A 21321-nucleotide genomic window follows, 5' to 3' on the forward strand; every position below is an offset into this window, starting at 1 on the left:
TAGGAGCGCGAGTGAATCGCTTGGTTTCCATGTTCGGCCTGCTCGTCGCGGCGCTCGGCGCGCCGGGCGTGCTGCGCGCGGACACGATCGAGCTGCGTTCGTCCGCACGGGCCTCGATTCCCGTTTCGCTCCGCGATGTCGCGGTGCTCGACGGGCCCGAAGCGGTCGCGCTCGGCGATCTCGTCGTCTTCGAGCAAACCAAAGACGCCAAGGTCTCGCAAGTCGAGATTTCGGTCGATGATCTCCGTGCCGCGCTCAACGGCGCCAAGAGCGACATCCGCTGGGGCAGGATCGCGCTCAGCGGCGACTCGTGCTCGATCCGTTTCATCACGGAAAAGAAAGAGGCGCCCGCCGTCGACGCTGCCCCTGAGGCTGCGCCCGCTCCCGTGGTCAAGGCACCCGCCGGTCCGATCTGGCAGGTCGTCGCGGATCTGAAAGCAGAATCTCTGCGCAGCGCGATCGCTTCGCGGCTTGCAAGTTTTCTCAAAGCCGATCCACGCGAAGTTCGCGTCGCGTTCGCCGACTCGGACAACGCGCTGCTCGATACACCGTCGATCGGGCGGACGCTCGATATCCAGCCGACCGGGCTTGGTGCAATGGTCCCCGTGATGATCCGCGTTTTCGAGGGCGAGCGCGTCGTTGCCGCGGGGACCGCAAAGGTGCGTGTCGAACAGAAACTCCACGTCGTGGGCGCAACCCGCGCGCTCCACCGCGGCGACATCGTGACCGGGGAATTCATTTTTAGCGAAAACCGATGGACGACTCCCGGCGAGCGGCTCGCGGCGGAGTCCTCGGTGGTGGGCAGCGTCGTCAAGAATCGGCTCCAGCCGGGAGAACTTTTCCTCGAGAGCGATATCGAGCCCGCGATCCTGGTGAAGCGCGGCGACATCGTGAACCTTGCGTGCCTCTCCGGTTCGATCGTCATGAACACCAAGGCGCGCGCTTTGGCAAGCGGGCGCGAGAACGAGATGATCGAGTTTTCGCCTCTGAGCAATTCGAAGAGTCGCGTGACGGCGCGGGTCGTGGCGCCGGGACAGGCCGTGATCAACGCCGAGGAAACCGACGACCATGTTTTTCAGAACAAGCCCGTGGCGAGCGCGGCGCCGGTGTCCGCACACTTTGCGGCCGCTCCAAAGCCGATCAAGGCCTCCGATCAGGCGAGTGTCGGCGCCGTCACGGTGCAGCGCGTGACCACCAGGCCCGACGGCACTTTTGTTGTTGAGGCCGCTTCGAAAGATCCCAAAAAGCCCGTTCGCAAAATGAAATTCCTGCCGTTCGATGAGCCCTGATGCCGCGAGAAAGGCGATCCCATGCGTAGCGCCGTAATGAGCTTGAGTCTGATGGCGTGCCTGAGCACGACCGCGAGCGCGCAGAGTCTGCTACGCGACGAACAGCGCGCAGGGCAGCCCATGTCCCCGACGCAGCCCGTTGCGTCCGCGAGCGGGCAGGCGTCTGCCGCTCCGTTGTACGCCGCGGCACCCCCTCCCGAATCTTCGGCCACCGCGAGTGCGCAGCCGCTTCAGGATTTCAGCCTGTTCTATGTCACGGCCCCCAAGCCCAAGAGCTACGTGAAGAACGACCTCATCACAATCTTGATCGATGAACAAAGCACCAGCACGACCACCGCCGATGCCGATCAGGAAAAGAAGCTCAATTTCAACGCCTCGCTCGAGCATTTCATCGACCTGACGCAGTTGTACGGGTTGCGACTCCAGACTTCGCCCCGCAGCCCGATCGCGCAGGTCGATCTCAACGCCAACCCCAAGTGGAAAGCGCAAGGCAGTTATGACCGCGCGGACAAGCTCGCCGCGAAGATCACCGCGACGATCATCGACATCAAGCCGAACGGCGTGCTCGTTCTCGAAGCCAAGAAGACCGTGACCAAGGACAATGAAGTCACTACGATCGTGCTGACCGGAAATGTCCGCACGGCGGATGTTACGACGAGTAACACGGTCCTCTCGAGCCAGCTCGCCGATCTGATCGTGAGCATGCACAACGAGGGCGACGTGCGCGACTCCACCAACAAGGGCTGGATCCCGCGATTGCTCGACACTGTGTTCGCGTTCTGAAATGTCCTGAGCCCTGAGTCCTGCGTCACCGGGCTACACCGACGAATGACCCATGAATCAGGACGCTGGACAAAGCGCCGAACGCCAAAGGCGCTATGACGGAACGCTACTCACACCGCTCTTGCCCGCGGCAGATGCAGCCCGAGGCTGGCGTACGCGCCGTAGAGCGCCACCGCGATCGCAATCCCGATCGCCGCGAGCGATGCCGCGATGGTCCATCCGCCGACGAGGGAAAGAGGGAAACTGCCGAGTACCCCGGCGATGAAGAACGCGGAAAGCAGCGTGAGCAGACCGAGCCTCGTCAGCACGAGCCCGGCGATCGCCCCCGCCAGCAGGCCCGCGACGCCGACAACCGGTGAACCGCCGGTTCCGGTCTGCACCATCATCGTCCACGCGAAGAACACCGCGAGAAGGCCGAAGACCGCCGCGCTCGCCGCGGCATGATTCCCGAGCAGGAATCTCGGCAGCGTGCACAAGAACGTCAGTGACAGCGTCAGCAGGATCGCGGCGACGAGCGATGAGAAAACCACTGAGAGCGCCGGCAGCGGTCCGAGCAGCGTGAGTTCGTTGATCGGTAGTGCCGCGGGCGCCGCCGGTGTGCTCTGCCAATAGGCGAGCCCCTGCACCGCGAGAACCCATACCGTCCCGGTGAGCACGCCGATGAGAAGATCGCGCCCGACGCGCGGGTCGCGCCATTGTCCGGTGAGCAACCGGCTCCAGCTCACCAGGCTGGTCGGCCAGCGCTTGCGGATGATCGGTTCCAGCCCGACATAGAGCATCCAAACGATCACCGAAAGCCATGCCGCGAACGAGAGCGCCGGGATCACGGTGTCGGGGACAGTTTCGGGATCGCTCGAGAAGTGAGCCCGGCACAGCCAAACGAGCGATTGAATGGCAAACGTCGCGATCGCCAGCCTTGTCGCGCCCTTGCGGTCGGCCTTGCCCTGACGCAGGCTCCACACCGCCATCCAGATCAGGACGCCGTGCACCGCGAGCAAGACGAGACCAACTGTTGCCGCGACGATCCAATTCGAGTCGCCGGCTGATTCAAGCTTCTTCGCCTCGGGCGCCACCAGCGGTGCGGTTCCATCGCGCACCGAGAGATACGTCACAGCATTTCCGACCGTCGCGACATCGACGCGAACCGGAGAACTGGCGGACGCGCGGCTGGCCGAAGCCCGCTGTCCTTCGTACGAGTATCGACCGGTTGAAAACGAAGCAGGCACGAAGTCCGCGGAGTCGATCGCGCGCAACTTGTCCGGCGCCGCATCCGTCAACTTCACAATTCTTGAGAGTTCCTGCTCGGGGAGCGCCGCCGGCGAAGCCGAAGCCGACGTCAGCGAGCCCGTGGCGATCGGCGCCGTGACTTCGATCACGTTGCCTTTGAGATCCATGAGGACGTCGCGCTCGCCCGATGCCGCGGGCGGGGGATCGAGCCGGCTGACGATTCCGCCCGCACCGGGCGGGAACGGCCGATCGCTCTCCCGATACCAGAATCGCATCGTCGGGCGAACGGGCGATTGACCCTCGGGAGTTTCGACGCGGATCTCTTCGATCCCGAACACGCTGTCCACGCCTCGGTTGCTGTGGCCGAGTTGCTTGAGCGCGTCGCGCGCCTTGTCGGCGAGCGTGAGCGGCGCGTACTCCATGCGCTGCGTGGCGAAGAGCTTCACCTTGGTATTCAACGAAGCGGCGCCGAAGATCGCCAGCACGCACGAGAGCACGAGTGCCGCGGCGATCGCGGGTGTGAGCGCGCCGCGCGAGCCCGATGCCGCGACGAGTTCCGGGCTCGGGGTCTCGCCCGCCGCGAGGGCCGCCGTGAGCGCATCGCCCCCGAGCAGGTTCGCGACGGTGAGCGCCGAAGCCGGACGCAGATCCGGATCGCGCTCGAGGCACTTCATGATCACCTTCTCGACGCCCGGATCGACATCCGGCACGACCGAGGAGAGCGCCGGGATCGGCTGCTTGTGCATCCGCGCGAGGTCCTGCATCGACTCGGGCCGGAAGACCGGCTTGCCGCTGAAGATCTCGTAGAAAAGAAGCCCGATCGCGTAGACGTCGCTCTTCGCGGTGACGCCTCGCCCCGCGAGTTGCTCGGGCGCCATGTACGCCGGTGTTCCCGCGCGCCCGGTATCGCCCTTGAGTTCTTCCGCGAGCCCCGCGAGGCCGAAGTCCATGATGCGGACGTGGCCGCGCCCGTCGACCATCACGTTCGCTGGCTTGAGATCGCGGTGGAGCACGCCTTTCTCGTGCGCCGCCGCGAGGCCGGCCGCGAGTTGCCGCGCGATCTGCAGAGCCTTGTCGCCGGGCAATCTTCCGATTCGGCGAAGCAGGCTCGACAGGTCTTCGCCGTCCACATATTCCATCGAGATGAAGTGCTGCGCGCCTTCTTCGCCCAGGTCGTACACGCGGCACACATTCGGGTGGCTCACCGCGCGCGCGATCTTCACTTCGTTGAACAGGCGGATCAGCGCCGCGCGATCCTGACCGAGCTGTTCGGGCAGAAACTTCATCGCGCACGGCTGGCCGAGCTTGATGTCATCGGCGCGATACACGTCGCCCATGCCGCCCTTGCCCAGCCGGCCGATGATCCGGTAGCGCTGGCCGAAGACCGTGCCCGGAACGAAGCGCCCGAGTTCGGCGCCAGCGAAGATCGAAGTTCCCGATGTGGCGCGGACCGAGCCCGCTCCGCCGGCGGGGACCGGAATCGGAGCGGCGGCGACTTCCGACACCGGCATCGCAATCGCGGAAACCGCTGCCATCGGCGTGCTCGAACCCGGCGGGGACGAACCGTGCGTGGGGCTCGGCACGGTTTGAGCCATCCGCTCGTCACGCGGCGGAACAGCTCCGCGCATTGGGTTTTCCTGTCCGACCATCGACGGAGCCGAGCCGACTCCGGGTGGTACCGACATTCCGGGCTGGGTGGGAGGCAACGTGGGATTCGCGGGGCGGGTTGCCGCGGCCTGGTCGGCGGGGCGCTGCGTCACGGGCGAGATCGGCGGCATGGAAACCGCCGTCTGCAGCATGTCCTGAGCATCCTCGCTCCCCGATTTCTGGCTGGCGCCGGGAACCATCGAGCCCCCGCACGAGGGGCAGAACTTCGCGGCCGGCGGCACTTCGAGCGAGCATGACGGGCATTTGGGCATGGAGCGATCCTGTTGCTTGGAAAACTGACCCCGAGCGATGCAGCGTATGAATGTAGTAGAGAAACGAGGAAATCACCAATGCCCCTCTACGAGTATGTCTGCGAGGCCGACGGAACCGTTCTCGAACTGATGAGGCCGATGTCCGACGCCGACAAGCCGGTCTCGGACCCTGAAGGGAAGGGCCGTCGCTTCGTCCGCAAGTTCTCGACGTTTGCCGCCAAGGCCCAGGCCGGCTCGATCCCGCTCGGTGTTCGTTCCGGAGGCGGCTGCGCCTGCGGCAAGCCGCACGGGTGCGGCTCGCACTAGCTCGCCGAAGGCCGCCCGCGCCGTGATACCTTCTTTGCATGGTGGCAGATGTCGAAAGTGTTCTGATCGATCGCACGCAGATCGCGCTGCGCGTTCACGACCTCGGGCGTGAACTCGCCAAAGACCTGCAGGAAGAACTCAAACGCGAGAACGATCCGGACGGTCACGGGCGCATCGTCTTTGTACCGATCCTCACCGGCGCGCTCGTCTTCACGGCCGATCTCATCCGCGAACTGACTCTGAAGTTGTCGCTGCGCGTCGTCGCGGTTTCGAGTTACCCGGGCGCGAGCGTCGAGAGCAAGGGCGCGAAACTTGCGGGCGAACTGCCGAAGGACCTTGGCGGCAAGCACGTCGTGATCGTGGACGACATTCTCGACAGCGGACAGACGCTCGGGCTGATCGACGACCTGATCCGAGCGCAGAAGCCCGCGAGCATCCGGATCTGCGTGCTGCTCAAGAAGCCGCCGGAAGTTCGCAAGCGCGAGGTGAAAGCGCACTACGTCGGCTTCGATATTCCAAATGAGTTCGTTGTCGGGTACGGGCTCGATTACGACGGCTTCTATCGAAACCTGCCGTACATCGGCGTTCTCAAGCCCGAAGCGATCGGGCGGTAACAACCCGAATCGGATGACGACGTTCCAATCCAACCCCGGTGAACGCACGATCTTGCAGATCCGTCCTTCCCTTGCGTCCATCGTTCTGCAGCCGATTCGCTCGATTGTCGTGCTGGTTTTGGGCTTTGCGCTGCTCTGGTGGTTTGTGCCGCCGACACAGAATCGCTCGATCGGGCTTTCAATTCTGCTCGGATTGCTGATCTTGCGCGTCGTGTGGCAGGCGATCTGGGTCGCGTGCGCGCGGTATGAACTGACGAACGAGCGCGCCCGCTCGACGGTCGGCGTTTTCTCGCGTTTCGGCGTCGAGATCGCGCTCTCGCGCGTGCAGAACACATTTCTTTCGCGATCGCTGCTCGAACGTCTCGCGGGGGTCGGCACCATCGGCATCGCATCCGCCGGCACGGGGGGCGTCGAGGTCATCTGGAGCATGGTCGACAGCCCGCACGACGTGCTCGCTTCGGTTCGAAGAGCGCTCGGCGCAAGCCCAGGTGAAGCGGGATTGGATGACGATTCGACCGAGGATGCTGAAGTACCCAAGACCAAGGAATCCGGGACAACCGAAAGTCACGAATCGCGCCCGATCGTCCTTGGTCTCGTCGGCGGCATCGGTGCCGGCAAGAGCGCCGTTGCCAAAGAGTTCGAGTCGCGTGGCGCGCTCATCCTTGATTCGGATTCGCGCGCGAAGGCGGTGCTCGAGACCCCCGAAGCACGCAACACGCTCGCCTCGTGGTGGGGGCCGGAAATCCTCCGCGATGGGAAAGTTGATCGCAAGCGCGTCGCCGACATCGTCTTTTCCGATCCCGCGCAGCGCCGAAAGCTGGAGTCGTTTGTTCATCCGAAGCTGCGCGAGGGCAGGCGTAGAGAGATTGAGGCTGCCGCCGCGAGGGGCGTCCGCTTCATTGTCATCGATGCGCCCCTGCTTCTCGAAGCCGGTGTGGACGAGGAGTGCGACGCGGTCGTGTTTGTGGATGCACCGCGCGAGCAACGGCTCGAGCGGGTGCGGGACCGCGGCTGGGATGATGCGGAGCTCTCTCGGCGCGAATCGGCGCAGATGCCTCTTGAATCAAAGAGAAGCCGAAGTGATTACGTTGTCACGAACGACGGAAACCTCGCGAATCTTGGGGAAAATGTCGCAAATCTGATCCGGAATATCCAATCCGCCAGACCCTTGATTACCCCGCGTTCGTAACGCTTGTCAGGAGCTTGCTTGCTCGGCTATACTCATGTGCCGGTGACGCGGGTTGTGGACCTGCGGGTCTGACCGGACTTTCCTGCTGCTTTCAAGTTGTTTCGCCCGGCGGCTTGCGTGTGCGTTTTGGACGCAGGCGGATCAGGCGATTCGAAAGTGACGGCGGCACGCCCCTTTTTTCCGGCGCGAACTCTTCCGACGCGCCCGCTCCTTTCCGCTCCAACCGTCGAGCGCATCCAAATCACAACCTGGCATTCCTTTGCGTCCGATGCGGGCGCGCACAGCACAACATCCGGAGTTTCCTGATTCATGGCGAAGTCATCTGGCGATTCTTCAAAGAACGACGCGAAAACCGAACGTTCCGGTTCCAAGTTCCGACCGGTCGGCCCGCGACGGGACAGCAAGAAGAGCGCGGCCGCAGTCGCGGAACCAAAGCCGGACACGCATGCGGAGCGCCCCGCGCCGCGCTCCGATCGGCCCGTGACTCCGCGCTATGAAGATGTGCCTCCTGCGCCAAAGGCGCCCTCCGCGCCGCCCTCTTCGTCGCACGGGAGCGGATCTTCGCAGCAGGGCAACCACGGCTCCGCTTCGGCTTCGAGCGGAAACTCCGGCGGAGGTTTCGGCCCCCCGGCGCAGCAGTCAAGCAATCAGTCTCAAGGAAGTCCGAACGGCCCGTCTTCGCAGGGTGGCCAGACTCCGGGCGGTCAGATGCCGGGAGGACAGCCGCAGAGTGATCGCGGCTATCCGAATTACGGCGGAAACTATCCGGGTGGTGGGGGTGGGGGCGGAGGCTGGAACGATCGAGGCGGACGTCGGAAGCGAAAGAAGCGTCGGGGCGGCATGGGCTTTGGACCCGGCGGACCGGGCGGCGGTTTCCAGCAGGGCGGCCAGCCCAGCGGCGGATTCGCGCCCTCCGGTGGCGGCTATCAGCGCATGAACCTGGGCGATCTGCCCAGCGATGAGGAACTCGAACGCGAAGGAATCGAACTCGAGCGCATCGCCAAGAGCGCCGATCCCGCGGCACTCAAGAACGCCATCAGCATCAACGAGCTCCAACTGAAGGAAATCGACGACCTGTTCAGGGTCGCCGAGAAGGAAGGGCTGACGGAATTCCATCAGCTGACCAAGCAGGATCTGATCTTTAAGATCCTCAAGGCGCGTGCCGCCAAGCAAGGCCTGATGTTCGGTGAGGGAACGCTCGAGATCATGCCGGACGGTTTCGGATTCCTGCGCAGCCCCGAGCAGAGCTATCTGCCCGGACCGGACGACATTTACGTCAGCCCGGGCGTGATCCGGCGGCTCGGACTGCGGCGGGGCATGACCGTTCGCGGCATGGTGCGACCGCCCAAGGAGAGCGAACGCTACTTCGCGCTGCTGCGCGTCGAGAGCGTGAACGGCAAGGACCCGAAGGCGATCGCAAACATCGTGAACTTCGAGGATCTGACACCTCTGCATCCCGAGAAGCGCTATGTGCTGGAAACCACGCCGGACGAGATCGAGTGCCGCGTGATGGACTTGGTCGCGCCGGTGGGCAAGGGCCAGCGCGCGTTGATCGTCGCGCCTCCCCGCACGGGCAAGACCGTGCTGATGCAGAAGATGACCAAGGCGATCACGAAGAACTATCCGGATGTGAAGATCATCGTCCTGCTGGTGGACGAGCGCCCGGAAGAAGTGACCGACTTCAAGCGCCACTGCGCCGCGAAGAACGTGGAAGTGGTCGCGAGCACGTTCGATGAACAGAGCCACCGCCACGTGCAGGTGTGCGAGATGGTGATCGAAAAAGCCAAGCGCATGGTGGAGTTCGGCGAGGATGTGGTCATCCTGCTCGACTCGATCACGCGCATGGCACGCGCGTACAACGCCGAGATGCCGCACTCGGGCAAGATCATGACCGGCGGTCTCGACAGCAACGCGCTGCAGCGCCCCAAGAAGTTCTTCGGCGCCGCCCGCTACATCGAACGGGGCGGATCGCTGACGATCATCGGCACGGCGCTCGTTGATACCGGTTCGAAGATGGACGAAGTCATCTTCGAAGAGTTCAAGGGAACCGGCAACAGCGAACTTCACCTCGACCGCAAGCTCGTGGAAAAGCGCATCTGGCCGGCGATCGACGTTGCCGCGTCGGGAACCCGGCGCGAGGAACTGCTGCTCGACGGCAAGGAACTGGAGCTGGTTCACCGCCTCCGCAAGGTGCTGAGCGACATGAACGTCGTCGAGGCGATGGAATTGCTGAAGGGGCGCTTGAAGAAAGTGAAGACCAACGCCGAATTCCTGATGACCATGGCGCTCGGTTGATCGGGTTTTTGTCTGCCTAGCCTCTCGCGGAATGGGACTTGGCAGGAGTGCCACGGATGACTTCACCCGCAGCGGCGTTGTGGACTCGGACAGTCTTGTTTACCCTCTGGTCGGCACTGCTGGCGGTGTCGGGCTTGGTCGCGCTCTGCGGTCCGGTTTCCGGACAATGGATGCGTGCACACGGCCTGTGGATCGGCCTCATCGCGACCTGCGCGGGCCAGTTCGTGTTTATGGCGGCGGTTGCGGACCGATGGTTTCCGTACGCGGATCGGCGTTTGATCGCCTTGGCTGAGGGAGCAGTCTTTCTCGGGCTGCTGGTTTCGGTGGCGGGGTTCGTCCGGGGGCTCTGGTAAGGAGCGAACGTTCGAACCAGATGGATTGGGTGAACGAAAGAGGCATGGAGGCGGAAGCTTGCTCAAACAGTTCAATCGTCTCTGGAACGGCAACGGATTCGGCGCACTTCTCGTGCCCTTGTCGATTGCGGTCGCGAGCACCGTGTTAGTCGTTTCCGCCAGCGCGCAGCAGGCAACCACTCCGGCACCGGCTTCGCCCGGGCTGACCACAACCGGGATTCCCGGCGCGAGCGGAGTCCCGGCTTGGTCGGTAGACGACTTTGCGGCCCGGTCGCTCGAACGCCTCGCCATGATGGACTTGCGGTTGACCGGTTCCCCGAGTGCGAGAGATTACAAGCTTGCATCGATCCTTTTGGACCTCGCCTGCAGCATCCGGCCCGACGACGCGGACATGATCCGGCGAAAAATCGAAAGCCAGTGGAACGCGGGCGACGAAGACGCGGCCGTCACGGCGACAAAGGACTTGCTCAGACTCGATCCGAAGGACACGGTCGCGCAGCTCCGGCTCATTTCGGCGAGCATCGGACGTCTGCAAACGGTGGAATCCCGGCTTGCGGCCTATGAGCGATTCCTCGGTCCGGATGGAAGATCCATCGATCCGGCGATCCGCAGCAGATTGGCGCTCGATGCGGCTCTGCTCTATCGCGAGCGGAGCAACGAGGACAAATTCGCGGAAAAGCTCAAGCAGGCGACGGCCCTCGACCCCACCAACAAGGAGGCGGCGCTCGTCACCGAAACTTTTTTCTCGTCGTCTGTAAATGATCCGGTCGGACGCTTCGAGTTGATGAGCAACCTGCTCTACAGCGATCCGCTTGATCCTGCAATCTACATGAATATGACGGAGGAGCTTGCGCGAAACGGCGCCTTCGTCGGGGCGAATCGGATGTTCCGGATCGGAGAGAAGATCCTCATCGCCGCGGGCGCGCAGATCGGCGCCGAGCAGGATATGCAGCGGTTGATTCTTGCCTGGGAGGTATCGGGTCCCAAGGCGGTTCGAGAAGATCTCGACAAGTCCCTGAATACCGAGCGTCATTTCGCGCGTCAGCAAGCGGATCAGCAGAAGATCATGAACGTGCCGGGCGAGGAGATCCTCGATCCGATGTCTGTGCGGCTCCCGCGGATCGCGGAGCAGATTCGGGCGCTCGCGTCTTTCGGTGAGGGAAACACCGACGGCCTGGAAACCTCGCTTTCCGAATTGGAATTGACGGTCGCGAAGATGCTTCAAGAGTCTCCGGATGACGAAAAGCGTCCGAAGGAAATCAGCAAGGAAGACGCGATGCGGATCGCGCGCGACTCCAAGGTCGACCTGGCGCTTCTGCGGGCGTTGACGGGGGTGCAGCTCAAGCAGGTGGAAGATGGGCTGAAGGATCTCGATCCGCCGCTGCCCGAGAGCGACATCCGACCGCAAGTCATCGCGGCCCTGATGAAACTGCAGGAAGGGAATCCGACCGAAGCGCTCGAAGGGCTGAAGGGGCTTGGCATCGATGCCGGCAGCGTCAGTCCTGAGGTGAACGAGGCGATCCTTTACGCCGAACTGGCGAAGGGGCGGGCGTACGAAGCGCTCGCGCAGAGGGCCGAGGCCGCGGCGGCGTACCGGCGGATTGTCCAGTTTGCGCCGTTCACGCCACAGGCGGGCGTCGCGGTCACGCTGATCGACAAGATGATGGGAAGGCGCGTGCCGCTCTTTCCCAAGACCGAAGAGCTCGAAAAGCTGGCGGCCGGAGTGCCGCGCTGGATCGAGGACATCGTGGAGCAGCCGCGCACGTTTGTCGGGGTGACGGCCGATCCGCTCTCGACCACGCAGGAACCGCTTTCCCCGATGCTGGTCAAGGTGAGCATCCGCAATCTGGGGGCGGCGCCCATGGGGCTGGGCGCAAATCGTCCGCTCAACAGCCGATTCCTTTTTGCACCAAGTCTTGATCTCAAGGAAGCGGATGTCCGCAGGTTCTCGAAGCCGGAAGTCATCGATCTCGATCGGCGCCTTCGTCTGATGCCGGGCGAAACGCTCGAGGCTGTGGTTTGGGCGGATCCGGGCTTCGCGGGCTGGTTTTGTGAGGACATCGCCTCGCAAGTCATCCGCGCGAAGTATCGCGTGGTTCAGGGCTTTGTGACGGGGCCTCGGGGCACGATCGACCCCGGCCCCGGGTGTGTGCAGTCGGACCTGCCCATCATTGTGCGCACGACGCTCCGCGAATCGACACTCGGCGCCGCGGACTTCGCCGCGGAAGCGGAGAGCGCCACCGAGGGAGCGGTAGTCCGGCTTGGCGCCGCGGCCCGTACGCTCGTTCTCGGTGAGGCGTTCAACTCGCGAAGAGTTTCACCTGTTGATAAGCAGACAATGGCGCAAGCGCTCGCGAAACGCTATCCGACGCTTTCTGCCAACGGACGTGCCGCACTCGCGGCGATCGTTCCCACCATGAGGCAATCGCCCGAATTCAGCGATTTTGACGCGGTCGTTCTGGAGGAGAAAGACCCGGCCGTGCTTCCGATCGCGTTGCTCACGCGCTGCTCAACGGCGGATGCGCCGGCACTCAAAGCGGCTCTCGAGTCGCCCGACGAGCGGGTGAAGCTGGTCGCGAAACTGCAGGCAGACCGGCTTGCGGAGGGGGCAAACTGCTACGCGACGTTGAGCGACAATCTTGATGAAGCGCTCGACCCGGCACGCCGCACGAACGCATCGAGTGGAGGCGCCGTCGGGGCGAACAAGTGAACGCCGACCGAGGCGCGCTTGCAGCGCCGACCAAGCGTCGCGTTGCGCTGCGACTTTTGCTCTTTGCAATCGGGGCTTGCCTCTTCGGCGTCGCGATCGCGGCGGCGCTGCGCGGCAACGCCGCCGGCCTGCGGGCGTTCGCCCGTGCCGCGGAACGCCCCGTCGAATTGGCATTGCTGGTTCTCTTGCCGCTTGTCTGCCTGACGCTCGCTTCCCTGAGTTTCTGGGTGCTGACCCTGCGATTCGGCCGCGTCACGTGCGTTGAGATGCTCGCCCTGCTTGGCGGCGCATGGCTCTTGAATTACCTTCCGCTCAAGCCGGGAGTCGCGGGTCGGGTGGCATATCACAAGAGCGTGAACCGGATCGACGTGCGCTGGTCGCTCGTCGTGGTCGTGCAATCGATCGTTGTCGGTCTTTGCTGCTTTGTGCTGCAGGCGACACTCGCATCGATCGCGGCGGAGCGGAACTGGAGCGAGCCTGGAAAAGTCGGGCTGATCGCATCGCCTCTGGCGGCGGCGCTGCTCGGGCTGTTGATTCCGCGGCGCGGGGCATTGACGAACGGATGGAGATACAGCGCCGCCTTTGCATTCCGCTACGCGGATTCGCTCGTGTGGGCGGTGCGCTACTGGCTGCTCTTCGGAGTCGCGGGGCAGCCGCAGGGCGCGAGCACAAGCGCCGCGATTGCAAGCGTGAGCCAATCTGCGTCGCTGATTCCGATCGCGGGGAACGGATTGGGCGTCCGAGAATGGATGGTGGGGCTGGCGGCACAGAGCCTGCCCGTGTGGTACGGCAAAGACTCCGCGGTGCCGCTCGCATTCGGCGTGTCCGCGGAATTGCTGAATCGTGCTTGCGAGGTGGTTGTCGCGCTGCCGGTGGGTTTGCTGAGCCTGTGGTGGCTGACGCGGCGTTATGGGCGGCTCAAGGCGCAAGAAACGCTGAATGCTTTCGAGGCGCTTCGAACTTGAAATCGCTTTCGGCCGATGATCCCGGATCGGTCGATAGGCGTAGAAATCGCGGAGGTTGCATCCGCACGTCACGAATGTGCGCATGGATTGGCGAGGGAGCTTCGCGAGTGTCATTCCGCGTGAGCGTCCGCTCATCGGATTCTTTCCCCGGCTTTTTGTGGGGGAGTATGGTGGGGGCATGGTCAGCAAGATCGAACAAGACCATCAGCGCTTCCGGCAGATCGTGCAGGGCAAGATCCGGCGCGACCTGAGGAAGTTTCTCTCGCGCGGTGAACTGATCGGGCGCGAGGGAAAGCGGTTCGTGTCGATTCCGGTTCACGACATCGACATCCCGACGTTTCGATACGGCGACAACTCCGGCGGCGTGGGGATGGGCGAAGGACAGGAAGGTCAGTCGGTCGGCGGGCAGCAAGGACAGGGGGGTGAGCAGGAAGGCAAGCACATTCTCGAGGTGGACGTCTCGATGGAGGAGCTCGCGGACATACTCGCCGAAGAGTTGAAACTCCCCCGCATCAAGCCGCGAGGCGAGCACCGCGTGACGACCATCCGTGACAAGTATTCGGGCATCCGCCCGGTCGGACCGGCGGCCTTGCGACACTTCAAGCGCACGTATCGCGAAGCTCTCAAGCGTCAGATTTCGCTCGGCACGTACGACTCGAAGAATCCCGTGATCGTTCCGATACGCAACGACCTGCGCTTTCGCAGTTGGAACGAAATCAAAAAGCCTCAGAGCAACGCGCTCATCGTGTACATGATGGATGTTTCGGGCTCCATGGGCGATGAGCAGAAGGAACTCGTCCGCCTCGAAGCCTTCTGGATCGACACCTGGCTGAGACGGAACTACGAGGGTGTCGAGAGCCGCTTCATCGTTCACGATGTTCGAGCCCAGGAAGTGGATCGCAAGACCTTCTTCAGCGTTCGCGAAGACGGAGGCACGCGGATCAGCAGCGCGTTCTACGCGTGCAAGGAATTGCTCGAAACGCACTACGACCCGGGCGACTGGAACACGTACCTGTTTCATTTTTCCGACGGTGACAACAGCTCCGACGCCGACAACCGGCTCTGCGTGAAGATACTGGAGGAACAACTCCTTCCGATCTGCAACATGTTCGGGTACTGCCAAGTGACGAGCGCGTACGGAAGCGGAAGCTTCATCAACGTTCTGAACGAAGCGTTCAAGGACGGGCTGGCCGACGAACTCGGTCCGCGGCTCATCACCAGCAAGGTGAACGGCCGGGACGACATCTACGACTCGCTCCGGACGTTCTTCAAGGCCGGTCGCTGACCGGTCCGGAGCGACGGTGAATCTGTCTGCCTACCCGCGACGTAGCATTTTGTGGGTTTGGGTGGGCCGAATCGAGGAATCGTCCCCGTGATGCTCTTTGTGGTTTATGCCGCGTTTGTCTGGTGGGCTGCGCTCGCTTGGCGGCGACGTTGGCTCGGATTTGCTGCCGTCGGGCTGGGCGTTCTGGGGGTGTGGTTTGTGGCGCGGTTCTACCTGTGGGTTGGCGGTCTGCTTGGAATCGAGCGCACCGATTCGCTCATGATTCTGCTCGCGCCGTTCGGCGTTATTGTGGGCGTCATCGGGACGTACATCGCGTGCCTTCCGGTGCGGCGTGAGGGCGCCTGCCGCAAGTGTGGGTACAGCTTGCTCGGGCTCGAGCCCGATCGCGGGCTGCTCGTATGCCCGGAGTGCGGCGCGCGACACGCTTTCGCCGAGGGCGACTCGCTTCCCTGCTCTTCCTGCGGTGGCGAGACCAAGCCGCACGGTCATCGGGACTGGGTGTGTTCTCGATGCGGACTGCACTTGCTGTTTCGGCGGAACTCGACGGGATCCTCAGCCGAAAATCGCGCGATGAACGACGCCGAGCGCAAGCACGCAGAGCGGCAGGCCGAGGACGATGATCAGCCGCAGCCAGAGCAGCCGAACCGGATTGATGCTGCCGATGAGAGGAATGGAATTGGCCTGCGGGCTTTGGGCGATCAATTCGTCGGCAAAGCTGAGCCAGTAAAGCGCTGAATCGAAAAGTTCCTGGTTGCCGGGAAAAGGAGAGACAACGCGCCCGTCCACTTGCACGCCCGGCTGTGTGAGCGAGTCAAAGAACCAACCTGTCGAACCGACGGCGAGCAGACGCTGCGCCGGTGAAGCGGAAGTCGCGGGGATTTCCGACGCGATGGCGACAGTCCACGGGCCACGATCGTCCTTTCCCGGATCGAATTTCGGCGGTCCCGCAAGCGCGGCACGCTGGGCACGCGGTGTTTGCCAGATGAGCAGCCAACTCGATTCTCCCCATGTGTTCTCGCTTTCCGGGATTCTCAGCAATGGGACGGACGTCGCCGGTGCGTCCGGAAGAGAGTTCAGACCGATGGGCCAAGGCAAATAAGTTGGAAGACCGCGGATCGCGCCCAGCACCGGGTTTGAAGACTTCGCGTCCCCCTCATCCTGCGCGATCACGGTGCGATCGGTTTCGATTTCGCGCTTCCCTTGATCGAACCGCTCGGTGAACAGCGGCTTTCCCGCGGCGCTCTCGAGCCCGAAGTGTCGCAGCACCGGGCTGAAAGGATCTGAATCGCCGTAGGTGCGCTGAATCGATGGGTTGAGATTGAGCAGGATGTTCTGGTGTTCATTCGCCAGTTTTTCGAACGCGGCGCCGAGGCGCTGCGATCGTTCGATTCCGCCGCGCTGCTCTCCCGGCCTCGCGGCGGTTGTCGAATCCGGCGGAAGGACGACGAACACGGCGGGCCGCGCGCGTGCGGGGTCGAGCCGGGTCAGACCGGAGGGCTCGGGCTCGAGCAACACATCCCACTCGACGATGTCGATTCCCTTCATCAACAGGCCATCGCGAAGGCGTTCCAGAAAAGGGGCCTCGGTGACGTACGGCCTCTCTTCCGCGTGCACAAAGACCGCGATGGGCGGTTTTTCGAGCAGCGTTGATGCAAGGGATGCGGTGAGAAACTCTTCGACGCGTCGGCGGTTGTCGGCGCGAGCACCCGCCGAGAGCACGATCTCGCGCGCGGGGAAAAGTTCATCGAGCGGGATCGCTGTGAGACGGTTGCCGACTGGCGGGACGATGATCGCCGCGGCGGATTGACGCAATGCCGAGGCGACGCGGAGCACGCCGGGGCGGGGCATCCGAGTGAGAGATTCCGCGAGAACGGCGAGCCGATCGCGCTGCTGCGCGATGGAGTCCGCAGCGATTGCGGCGCGGCGACCGAATTCGTCTCCCAATTCGGTCAGGCGCGACAATCGGCGCACCTCTCCGACGATCTGGCTGATCTGATCCGACGCGAGTCGCAGGTCGCGTCGCAGAAACTCCGCGGCTCTGTCCGTGGCCGGTAGATCGAGTTCGCCGATCTTGCCTGCAAGTGGTTCTTCGATCTTGGTGATCGCCGCACTCAAATCTCGTCCGGCGATTCGCGCGGCGGCGGCGCGCTGTTCGAGCGCCGACCTCGCCTGCTGCGCAGAGGCGGAGCCGCCGGTTGGAAGCGCCGCCCGCAGTTCGTCAAGGGACTTTGAAAGCGAGGTCTGCGCCCAGTTCGCGAGCTCCGATGCGGAATTCGCCGCCGACCGAATCGCGGAGGATTGCACATCAAGTTCCGACTTGTCGCGTGCGATGAGATCGGCAAGGACATCGTGAAACTGCTGCTGGCCGGAAGCGGCGCCGAGGTCAATAAGCGAGAGTTCGAGCTTGCCGGTTCGGGTGAAGCGATCGAGCACGTCGTTGGTATCACGGATCGCTTCGGGGCTCACGTGCTGAAAGTCTGCCGCGACGATCAGTCGCGCCGGCGCCGAGAGCCGATTGAGCACGGCCTGCGCGCGTGGACTGAGTCGATGCTCGCCGGAAGCGGTGACATCAAAGCGAGGCGCCAAGCGGGAAGCGACGATGTTCGCCATCGCGATCGAGGCGATCGCGGCGCAAAGGCCGATCATGGTCCAGAGCCAGAAGGAGAGCCGACGCATCAGCCGAGCCTCCGGGCGCGAAGCGTGATTCCCGCGAGCAGAATCGGAAGCACGCTTGCGGCGAGAAAGAAGACGATGTGCCGGATATCGATGACCCCTTTGGCAAAGTCCTGGATGCGCGAATCGAATGAAATCCACGCGAGCGCGGGTTGGAGCGACGCCGGCGCGATCGCGGGTCCGAGCGCGGACGCGAGCATCAGCGTGAGAAGCACGAAGAGTGTTGCGAGAAACGCCAGGGTCTGGTTGTTGGTCAGGGCCGAGCAAAGCGTGCCGATCGAGAGGTAGAAGACCCCCGGAAGCAGAAGACTGAGATACCCGGCGACCAGCGGCCCAATCTCGGGCGGACGGGGCGAAACGCGTGCGAGTACCGCTGCGTACAGCAGGGTCGGCAGCAGCATGAGCGCGAGCATGACGCAGGCTCCCGCGAATTTGCCGAGCACGATGGAAAACTCTCGGACCGGCGCGGTGATGAGTGGCTCGATCGTTCCGCTCCGAATCTCTTCGCTAAAAAGTCTCATGCTGATCGCGGGCACGACCGGGATGAGCATCCAGCCCGCGCCGCCGAAGAAGGCGCGCAGGCTGGCAACCCGTCCCGGCGCCAGGACCACAAGCCCGAAGACGCACCCGCAGAGAAACAGAAAGAGCGCGACGGTGAACCAGCCGACGGGCAGACGGAAGTATGACGAGAGCTCCCGCCGCGCGATGGAAAGCGTGGCGCTCATGCCGCGGCCCCGGAGCCTTCGGCGGCCGACTCGAGCAGTGAATGGAAGACACGCTCCAACCCGGGCGCATCGGGGGTAATCACGCGGGGGACGACTCCAACCCTGTGAAGCGATCGAGCGATCGCCGCGAGTTGATCCTTCATGCACAGATCCTTGGACGGGCGCATCCGCACACGCAGCGTTCGCCACCCGTCTTCAACTGTGCCTGATTCGACTTCGAGCACGCCGGGCGTCGAACGTGCTTCGATTGTCGCTGCGGTGGCCTCGGCTTCCGTCACCTCGATCAGAATCGCGCCTTCTGGCGCGTGTCTTTGGCGAAGTTCGGCGGGGGTGCCATCGGCGAGAACCCGCCCCGAGGCGATCACAACCACACGGTCGCAGGTGAGTTCGACTTCGCTCAGAATGTGCGAACTCAGCAGCACGCAGGAGTCTTTCGCGAGCGAACGGACGGTTTCTCGCATCTGGCGGATCTGCGTCGGGTCGAGACCGTTCGCGGGTTCATCGAGCACGAGGAGGCTTGGTTGGTGAAGTGCCGCGGCGGCGAGGCCGACACGCTGTCGAAACCCCTTGGAAAGGGCGCCGATCCGCTTGCGCCGAACCTCGCCCAGTGAGGTCAATGACAGAGCGCGCTCGATCGCCTCCGGCTGCTTCGAACCCGAAATCGAAAAGAGGTTTGCCCGATAGTGGAGGTATCCCGTGACGCTCATCTCCGGATACAGGGGTGCGGACTCGGGCAGATACCCGATCAGGCTGCGGCTTTGTTCAGGCTGGGCGATGATCGAGAGCCCATCAATTTCGATGGCGCCTTTTGAGGGCGGAAACACTCCCGTGATCATTCGGATCGTGGTCGTTTTTCCGGCACCATTCGGACCGAGCAGGCCGACCACTTCACCCCTTCGGGCGCTGAATGAAACACCCCGCACCGCATGAAACGGACCGTACCACTTGTGGATATCACGGACTTCGAGCATGGTGGAGGCATTCTCGGACGGTTGAAGCGGCAAGATGGCCTGAGACGATATCAGGAGAAGTTCCGCCGTCGAGCGATCTCCGGCGCCAAAAACTGGCACCGGGCGGATATTGCGTCAGTCTTGCATTGTCGCCGGTGGAGGATCGGCGCGAAAAGGCGAGTTTTCGCACCGGAAACGGTCCGATGTGATTTACGTGCTTCGCTACACTCGGTCGCAACGTGTTCGCAAGTTTCCTCGAACAGGCTATTGGCCCGGATGTCCGATGACCGGCCAAAACTCGTGGTTCACTCCGGCGAAGGCGCCGATGCTTCACGATTGAAGAATCGTCTCCAGGGTCTGTTCGAGGTGACGATCGGTTCCGTTGATCACGCTCCTCCGGGCGGGGATCAACCTCAGGGGGTTCGCCCGTTGGTTGCAGGTGAGAAGCAGGATGTCGCAAAGGTCGGAGGCGTTCAGGCGCCGGCTTGGTCGTTGTCTCTACTCAACGCCATCGGGGAAGGCGTTGCGCTGTACCAAAAGAGCGGGGAGCGCGTCTGGGCGAACGAGCTGTACCTTGCCAATGACGAGCGCACGACCGAATTGCTCGATGTAGCCGCGAAGGAAGTCGGAACCGAACTGATCGAGCATCAAAGGCTGGGGCTTGCGTTGGCGAAATCGAACAAGTCGAAGCACACCGCCGATCCGAGCCAGAAACTCGAGTTGACTTCCGCGGACGGAGCCCGTTACTACGAGGTGCTGATTTCGCTGGTCGCGCCCGATTTCCCCGGGTTGCCCAAGCCGGCGCCGGGAACCGAACCGGAGCAACTTGTCGCGGTCGTCGTCCGCGACGTCACTTCGACGAACCGCGTTCGACTTCGAATGGACGCCATTGATCGGGCGGGAGCGGAGCTTTTTACGCTCGACGCCGATGCGGTTCGAAAGCTCAATGCCGCGGAACGATTGAAAGTGCTGGAGGATAAGGTCGTGCGGTTTTCGCGCGACCTTCTGCGTTTTGATCACTTCGCGATCCGGCTGCTCGATGCGCGCTCGGGCCGACTGGAACTTGTGATCAAAGTAAATCTTCCGAGCGAGTACGAGGCGTTCGATATTTTCGCCAAGCCCGAAGGAAACGGCATCAGCGGCTACGTCGCGGCGACCGGCAAGAGCTATCTCTGCGACGATACCAGCAAGGACGATCTTTTTCTGCCGGGGCTGCACGGGGCGCGATCGAGCCTCACCGTTCCGCTGCGATTGCACGACAAGGTCATCGGAATCCTCAACGTCGAGAGCCAGAATGAAGCGGCATTCGATGATGACGATCGCCAGCTCGCCGAGATCTTTGCTCGCTACATCGCGATGGCCGTTCACATGCAGGAAAACCTGGTCGTGGAGCGCACCACGACCAATCTTTCCGTGAGCGGGCGCGTTGAGGGCGAGCTCGCCGAGCCGCTGGCCGACATTGTGCAGCAGGTCGAATTCCTGCAGCAAGTGGTCGCGGACGACCCGACGACGAGCGCGCATGTTGGCCGGATTCTTCGAGACGTGGAGGCGATCCGCTCGCGCGTGCGCGATGTCGCAAGCGGGCCGCAGTCGCTGCTGGGCGTCGAGAAGGCGATGGAGAATCGGGCGCTCGACCCGATCCTGCAGGGCCGGCGTGTGCTCATCGCGGACGATCAGCCGAAGATCCGGCAGATCATCGGCAGCGTGCTGCGCAACCGCGGCGCGCGAGTGACGGTGTGCAACGGCGGCACCGAAGCGATCAGGGCGCTCGAAACCGCCTCGATCGAACAGGAAGTTCCGTACGACCTTGTCGTGAGCGACATCCGCATGCCGGATCACAACGGCTACGAGGTGTTCGCGGCCGCGAAGAAATATCGCGCCGATCTTCCGGTGATCCTGATGACCGGTTTCGGGTATGACCCGCACCATTCGATTGTGCGCGCAAGCCAGGAAGGTCTGCAGAGCGTGCTCTTCAAGCCCTTTCAGATCGAGCAGCTTGTTGAGACTGTCAAAAAAGCCCTGAAAAACAAGTAGCGCA

Annotated in this window: 16 protein-coding genes; 11 read left to right on the top strand and 5 right to left on the bottom strand. The window is 63.3% G+C overall.

What is annotated here, in order from left to right:
• Nucleotides 1-11: 11 nt before the first annotated feature.
• Both flgA and KF691_05775 read left to right on the top strand, forming a co-directional pair.
• On the top strand, nt 12-1289 hold the full coding sequence (flgA, locus tag KF691_05770) for a flagellar basal body P-ring formation protein FlgA (GenBank protein MBX3388945.1): 1278 nt from the start codon (nt 12-14) through the stop codon (nt 1287-1289).
• A 21-nt stretch (nt 1290-1310) separates the two neighbouring features.
• Complete coding sequence (locus KF691_05775) at nt 1311-2072, top strand: flagellar basal body L-ring protein FlgH (GenBank protein MBX3388946.1); 762 nt, start codon at nt 1311-1313, stop codon at nt 2070-2072.
• Nucleotides 2073-2182: 110 nt separating this feature from the next.
• Here the strand turns inward: KF691_05775 and KF691_05780 are convergent, their stop codons facing one another.
• Nucleotides 2183-5218, bottom strand: coding sequence for a protein kinase (locus KF691_05780; GenBank protein MBX3388947.1), 3036 nt, complete (start codon nt 5216-5218; stop codon nt 2183-2185).
• 78 nt (nt 5219-5296) lie between these two features.
• Here KF691_05780 and KF691_05785 point away from each other — a divergent pair, with 78 nt between their 5' ends.
• From KF691_05785 to coaE, 3 genes are read left to right on the top strand one after another with little or no spacing between them, the layout of a single operon-like run.
• On the top strand, nt 5297-5524 hold the full coding sequence (locus KF691_05785) for a hypothetical protein (GenBank protein MBX3388948.1): 228 nt from the start codon (nt 5297-5299) through the stop codon (nt 5522-5524).
• 38 nt (nt 5525-5562) lie between these two features.
• A complete protein-coding gene (gene hpt / locus KF691_05790; protein MBX3388949.1) occupies nt 5563-6138 on the top strand; it encodes a hypoxanthine phosphoribosyltransferase in 576 nt (191 codons plus the stop codon).
• A 13-nt stretch (nt 6139-6151) separates the two neighbouring features.
• Entirely contained in the window at nt 6152-7327 is a 1176-nt protein-coding gene (coaE, locus tag KF691_05795) for a dephospho-CoA kinase (GenBank protein ID MBX3388950.1), read from the top strand.
• Between the two features lie 32 nt (nt 7328-7359).
• On the opposite strand, the gene KF691_05800 is transcribed toward coaE, so the two are convergent.
• Nucleotides 7360-7638, bottom strand: a complete 279-nt coding sequence (locus tag KF691_05800) for a hypothetical protein (protein MBX3388951.1) — start codon at nt 7636-7638, stop codon at nt 7360-7362.
• 622 nt (nt 7639-8260) lie between these two features.
• Here KF691_05800 and rho point away from each other — a divergent pair.
• The 5 genes from rho to KF691_05825 all read left to right on the top strand — a co-directional run bounded on the left by rho (nt 8261) and on the right by KF691_05825 (nt 14935).
• The gene (rho, locus tag KF691_05805) at nt 8261-9622 is read left to right on the top strand and encodes a transcription termination factor Rho (protein ID MBX3388952.1); all 1362 of its coding nucleotides are present in this window, start codon (nt 8261-8263) and stop codon (nt 9620-9622) included.
• A gap of 56 nt (nt 9623-9678) precedes the next feature.
• The gene (locus KF691_05810) at nt 9679-9975 is read left to right on the top strand and encodes a hypothetical protein (protein MBX3388953.1); all 297 of its coding nucleotides are present in this window, start codon (nt 9679-9681) and stop codon (nt 9973-9975) included.
• A gap of 58 nt (nt 9976-10033) precedes the next feature.
• Complete coding sequence (locus tag KF691_05815; protein MBX3388954.1) at nt 10034-12685, top strand: hypothetical protein; 2652 nt, start codon at nt 10034-10036, stop codon at nt 12683-12685.
• Nucleotides 12682-13650, top strand: coding sequence for a hypothetical protein (locus KF691_05820; GenBank protein MBX3388955.1), 969 nt, complete (start codon nt 12682-12684; stop codon nt 13648-13650). Before KF691_05815 ends, KF691_05820 begins: the two co-directional genes overlap by 4 nt.
• Before the next feature lie 178 nt (nt 13651-13828).
• Nucleotides 13829-14935 (top strand): DUF444 family protein, encoded by a 1107-nt coding sequence (locus tag KF691_05825; GenBank protein ID MBX3388956.1) that lies wholly within the window; start codon nt 13829-13831, stop codon nt 14933-14935.
• Nucleotides 14936-15487: 552 nt separating this feature from the next.
• Here KF691_05825 and KF691_05830 read toward each other — a convergent pair.
• The 3 genes from KF691_05830 to KF691_05840 are packed head-to-tail and all read right to left on the bottom strand — an operon-like array spanning nt 15488 to nt 19304.
• Nucleotides 15488-17611 (bottom strand): hypothetical protein, encoded by a 2124-nt coding sequence (locus tag KF691_05830; GenBank protein ID MBX3388957.1) that lies wholly within the window; start codon nt 17609-17611, stop codon nt 15488-15490.
• Complete coding sequence (locus KF691_05835; protein MBX3388958.1) at nt 17611-18333, bottom strand: ABC transporter permease subunit; 723 nt, start codon at nt 18331-18333, stop codon at nt 17611-17613. The genes KF691_05830 and KF691_05835 overlap by 1 nt, the downstream gene beginning before the upstream one ends.
• Nucleotides 18330-19304 carry an ABC transporter ATP-binding protein gene (locus KF691_05840; protein ID MBX3388959.1) on the bottom strand — a complete coding sequence of 325 codons (975 nt, stop codon included), beginning with the start codon at nt 19302-19304 and terminating at the stop codon, nt 18330-18332. Before KF691_05840 ends, KF691_05835 begins: the two co-directional genes overlap by 4 nt.
• 315 nt (nt 19305-19619) lie before the next feature.
• On the opposite strand from KF691_05840, the gene KF691_05845 reads away from it, so the two are divergent.
• Nucleotides 19620-21317 carry a response regulator gene (locus tag KF691_05845; protein MBX3388960.1) on the top strand — a complete coding sequence of 566 codons (1698 nt, stop codon included), beginning with the start codon at nt 19620-19622 and terminating at the stop codon, nt 21315-21317.
• The last annotated feature ends 4 nt before the right edge of the window (nt 21318-21321 follow it).

It is taken from the genome of Phycisphaeraceae bacterium, assembly GCA_019636555.1.
Lineage (GTDB): Bacteria > Planctomycetota > Phycisphaerae > Phycisphaerales > UBA1924 > JAFEBO01.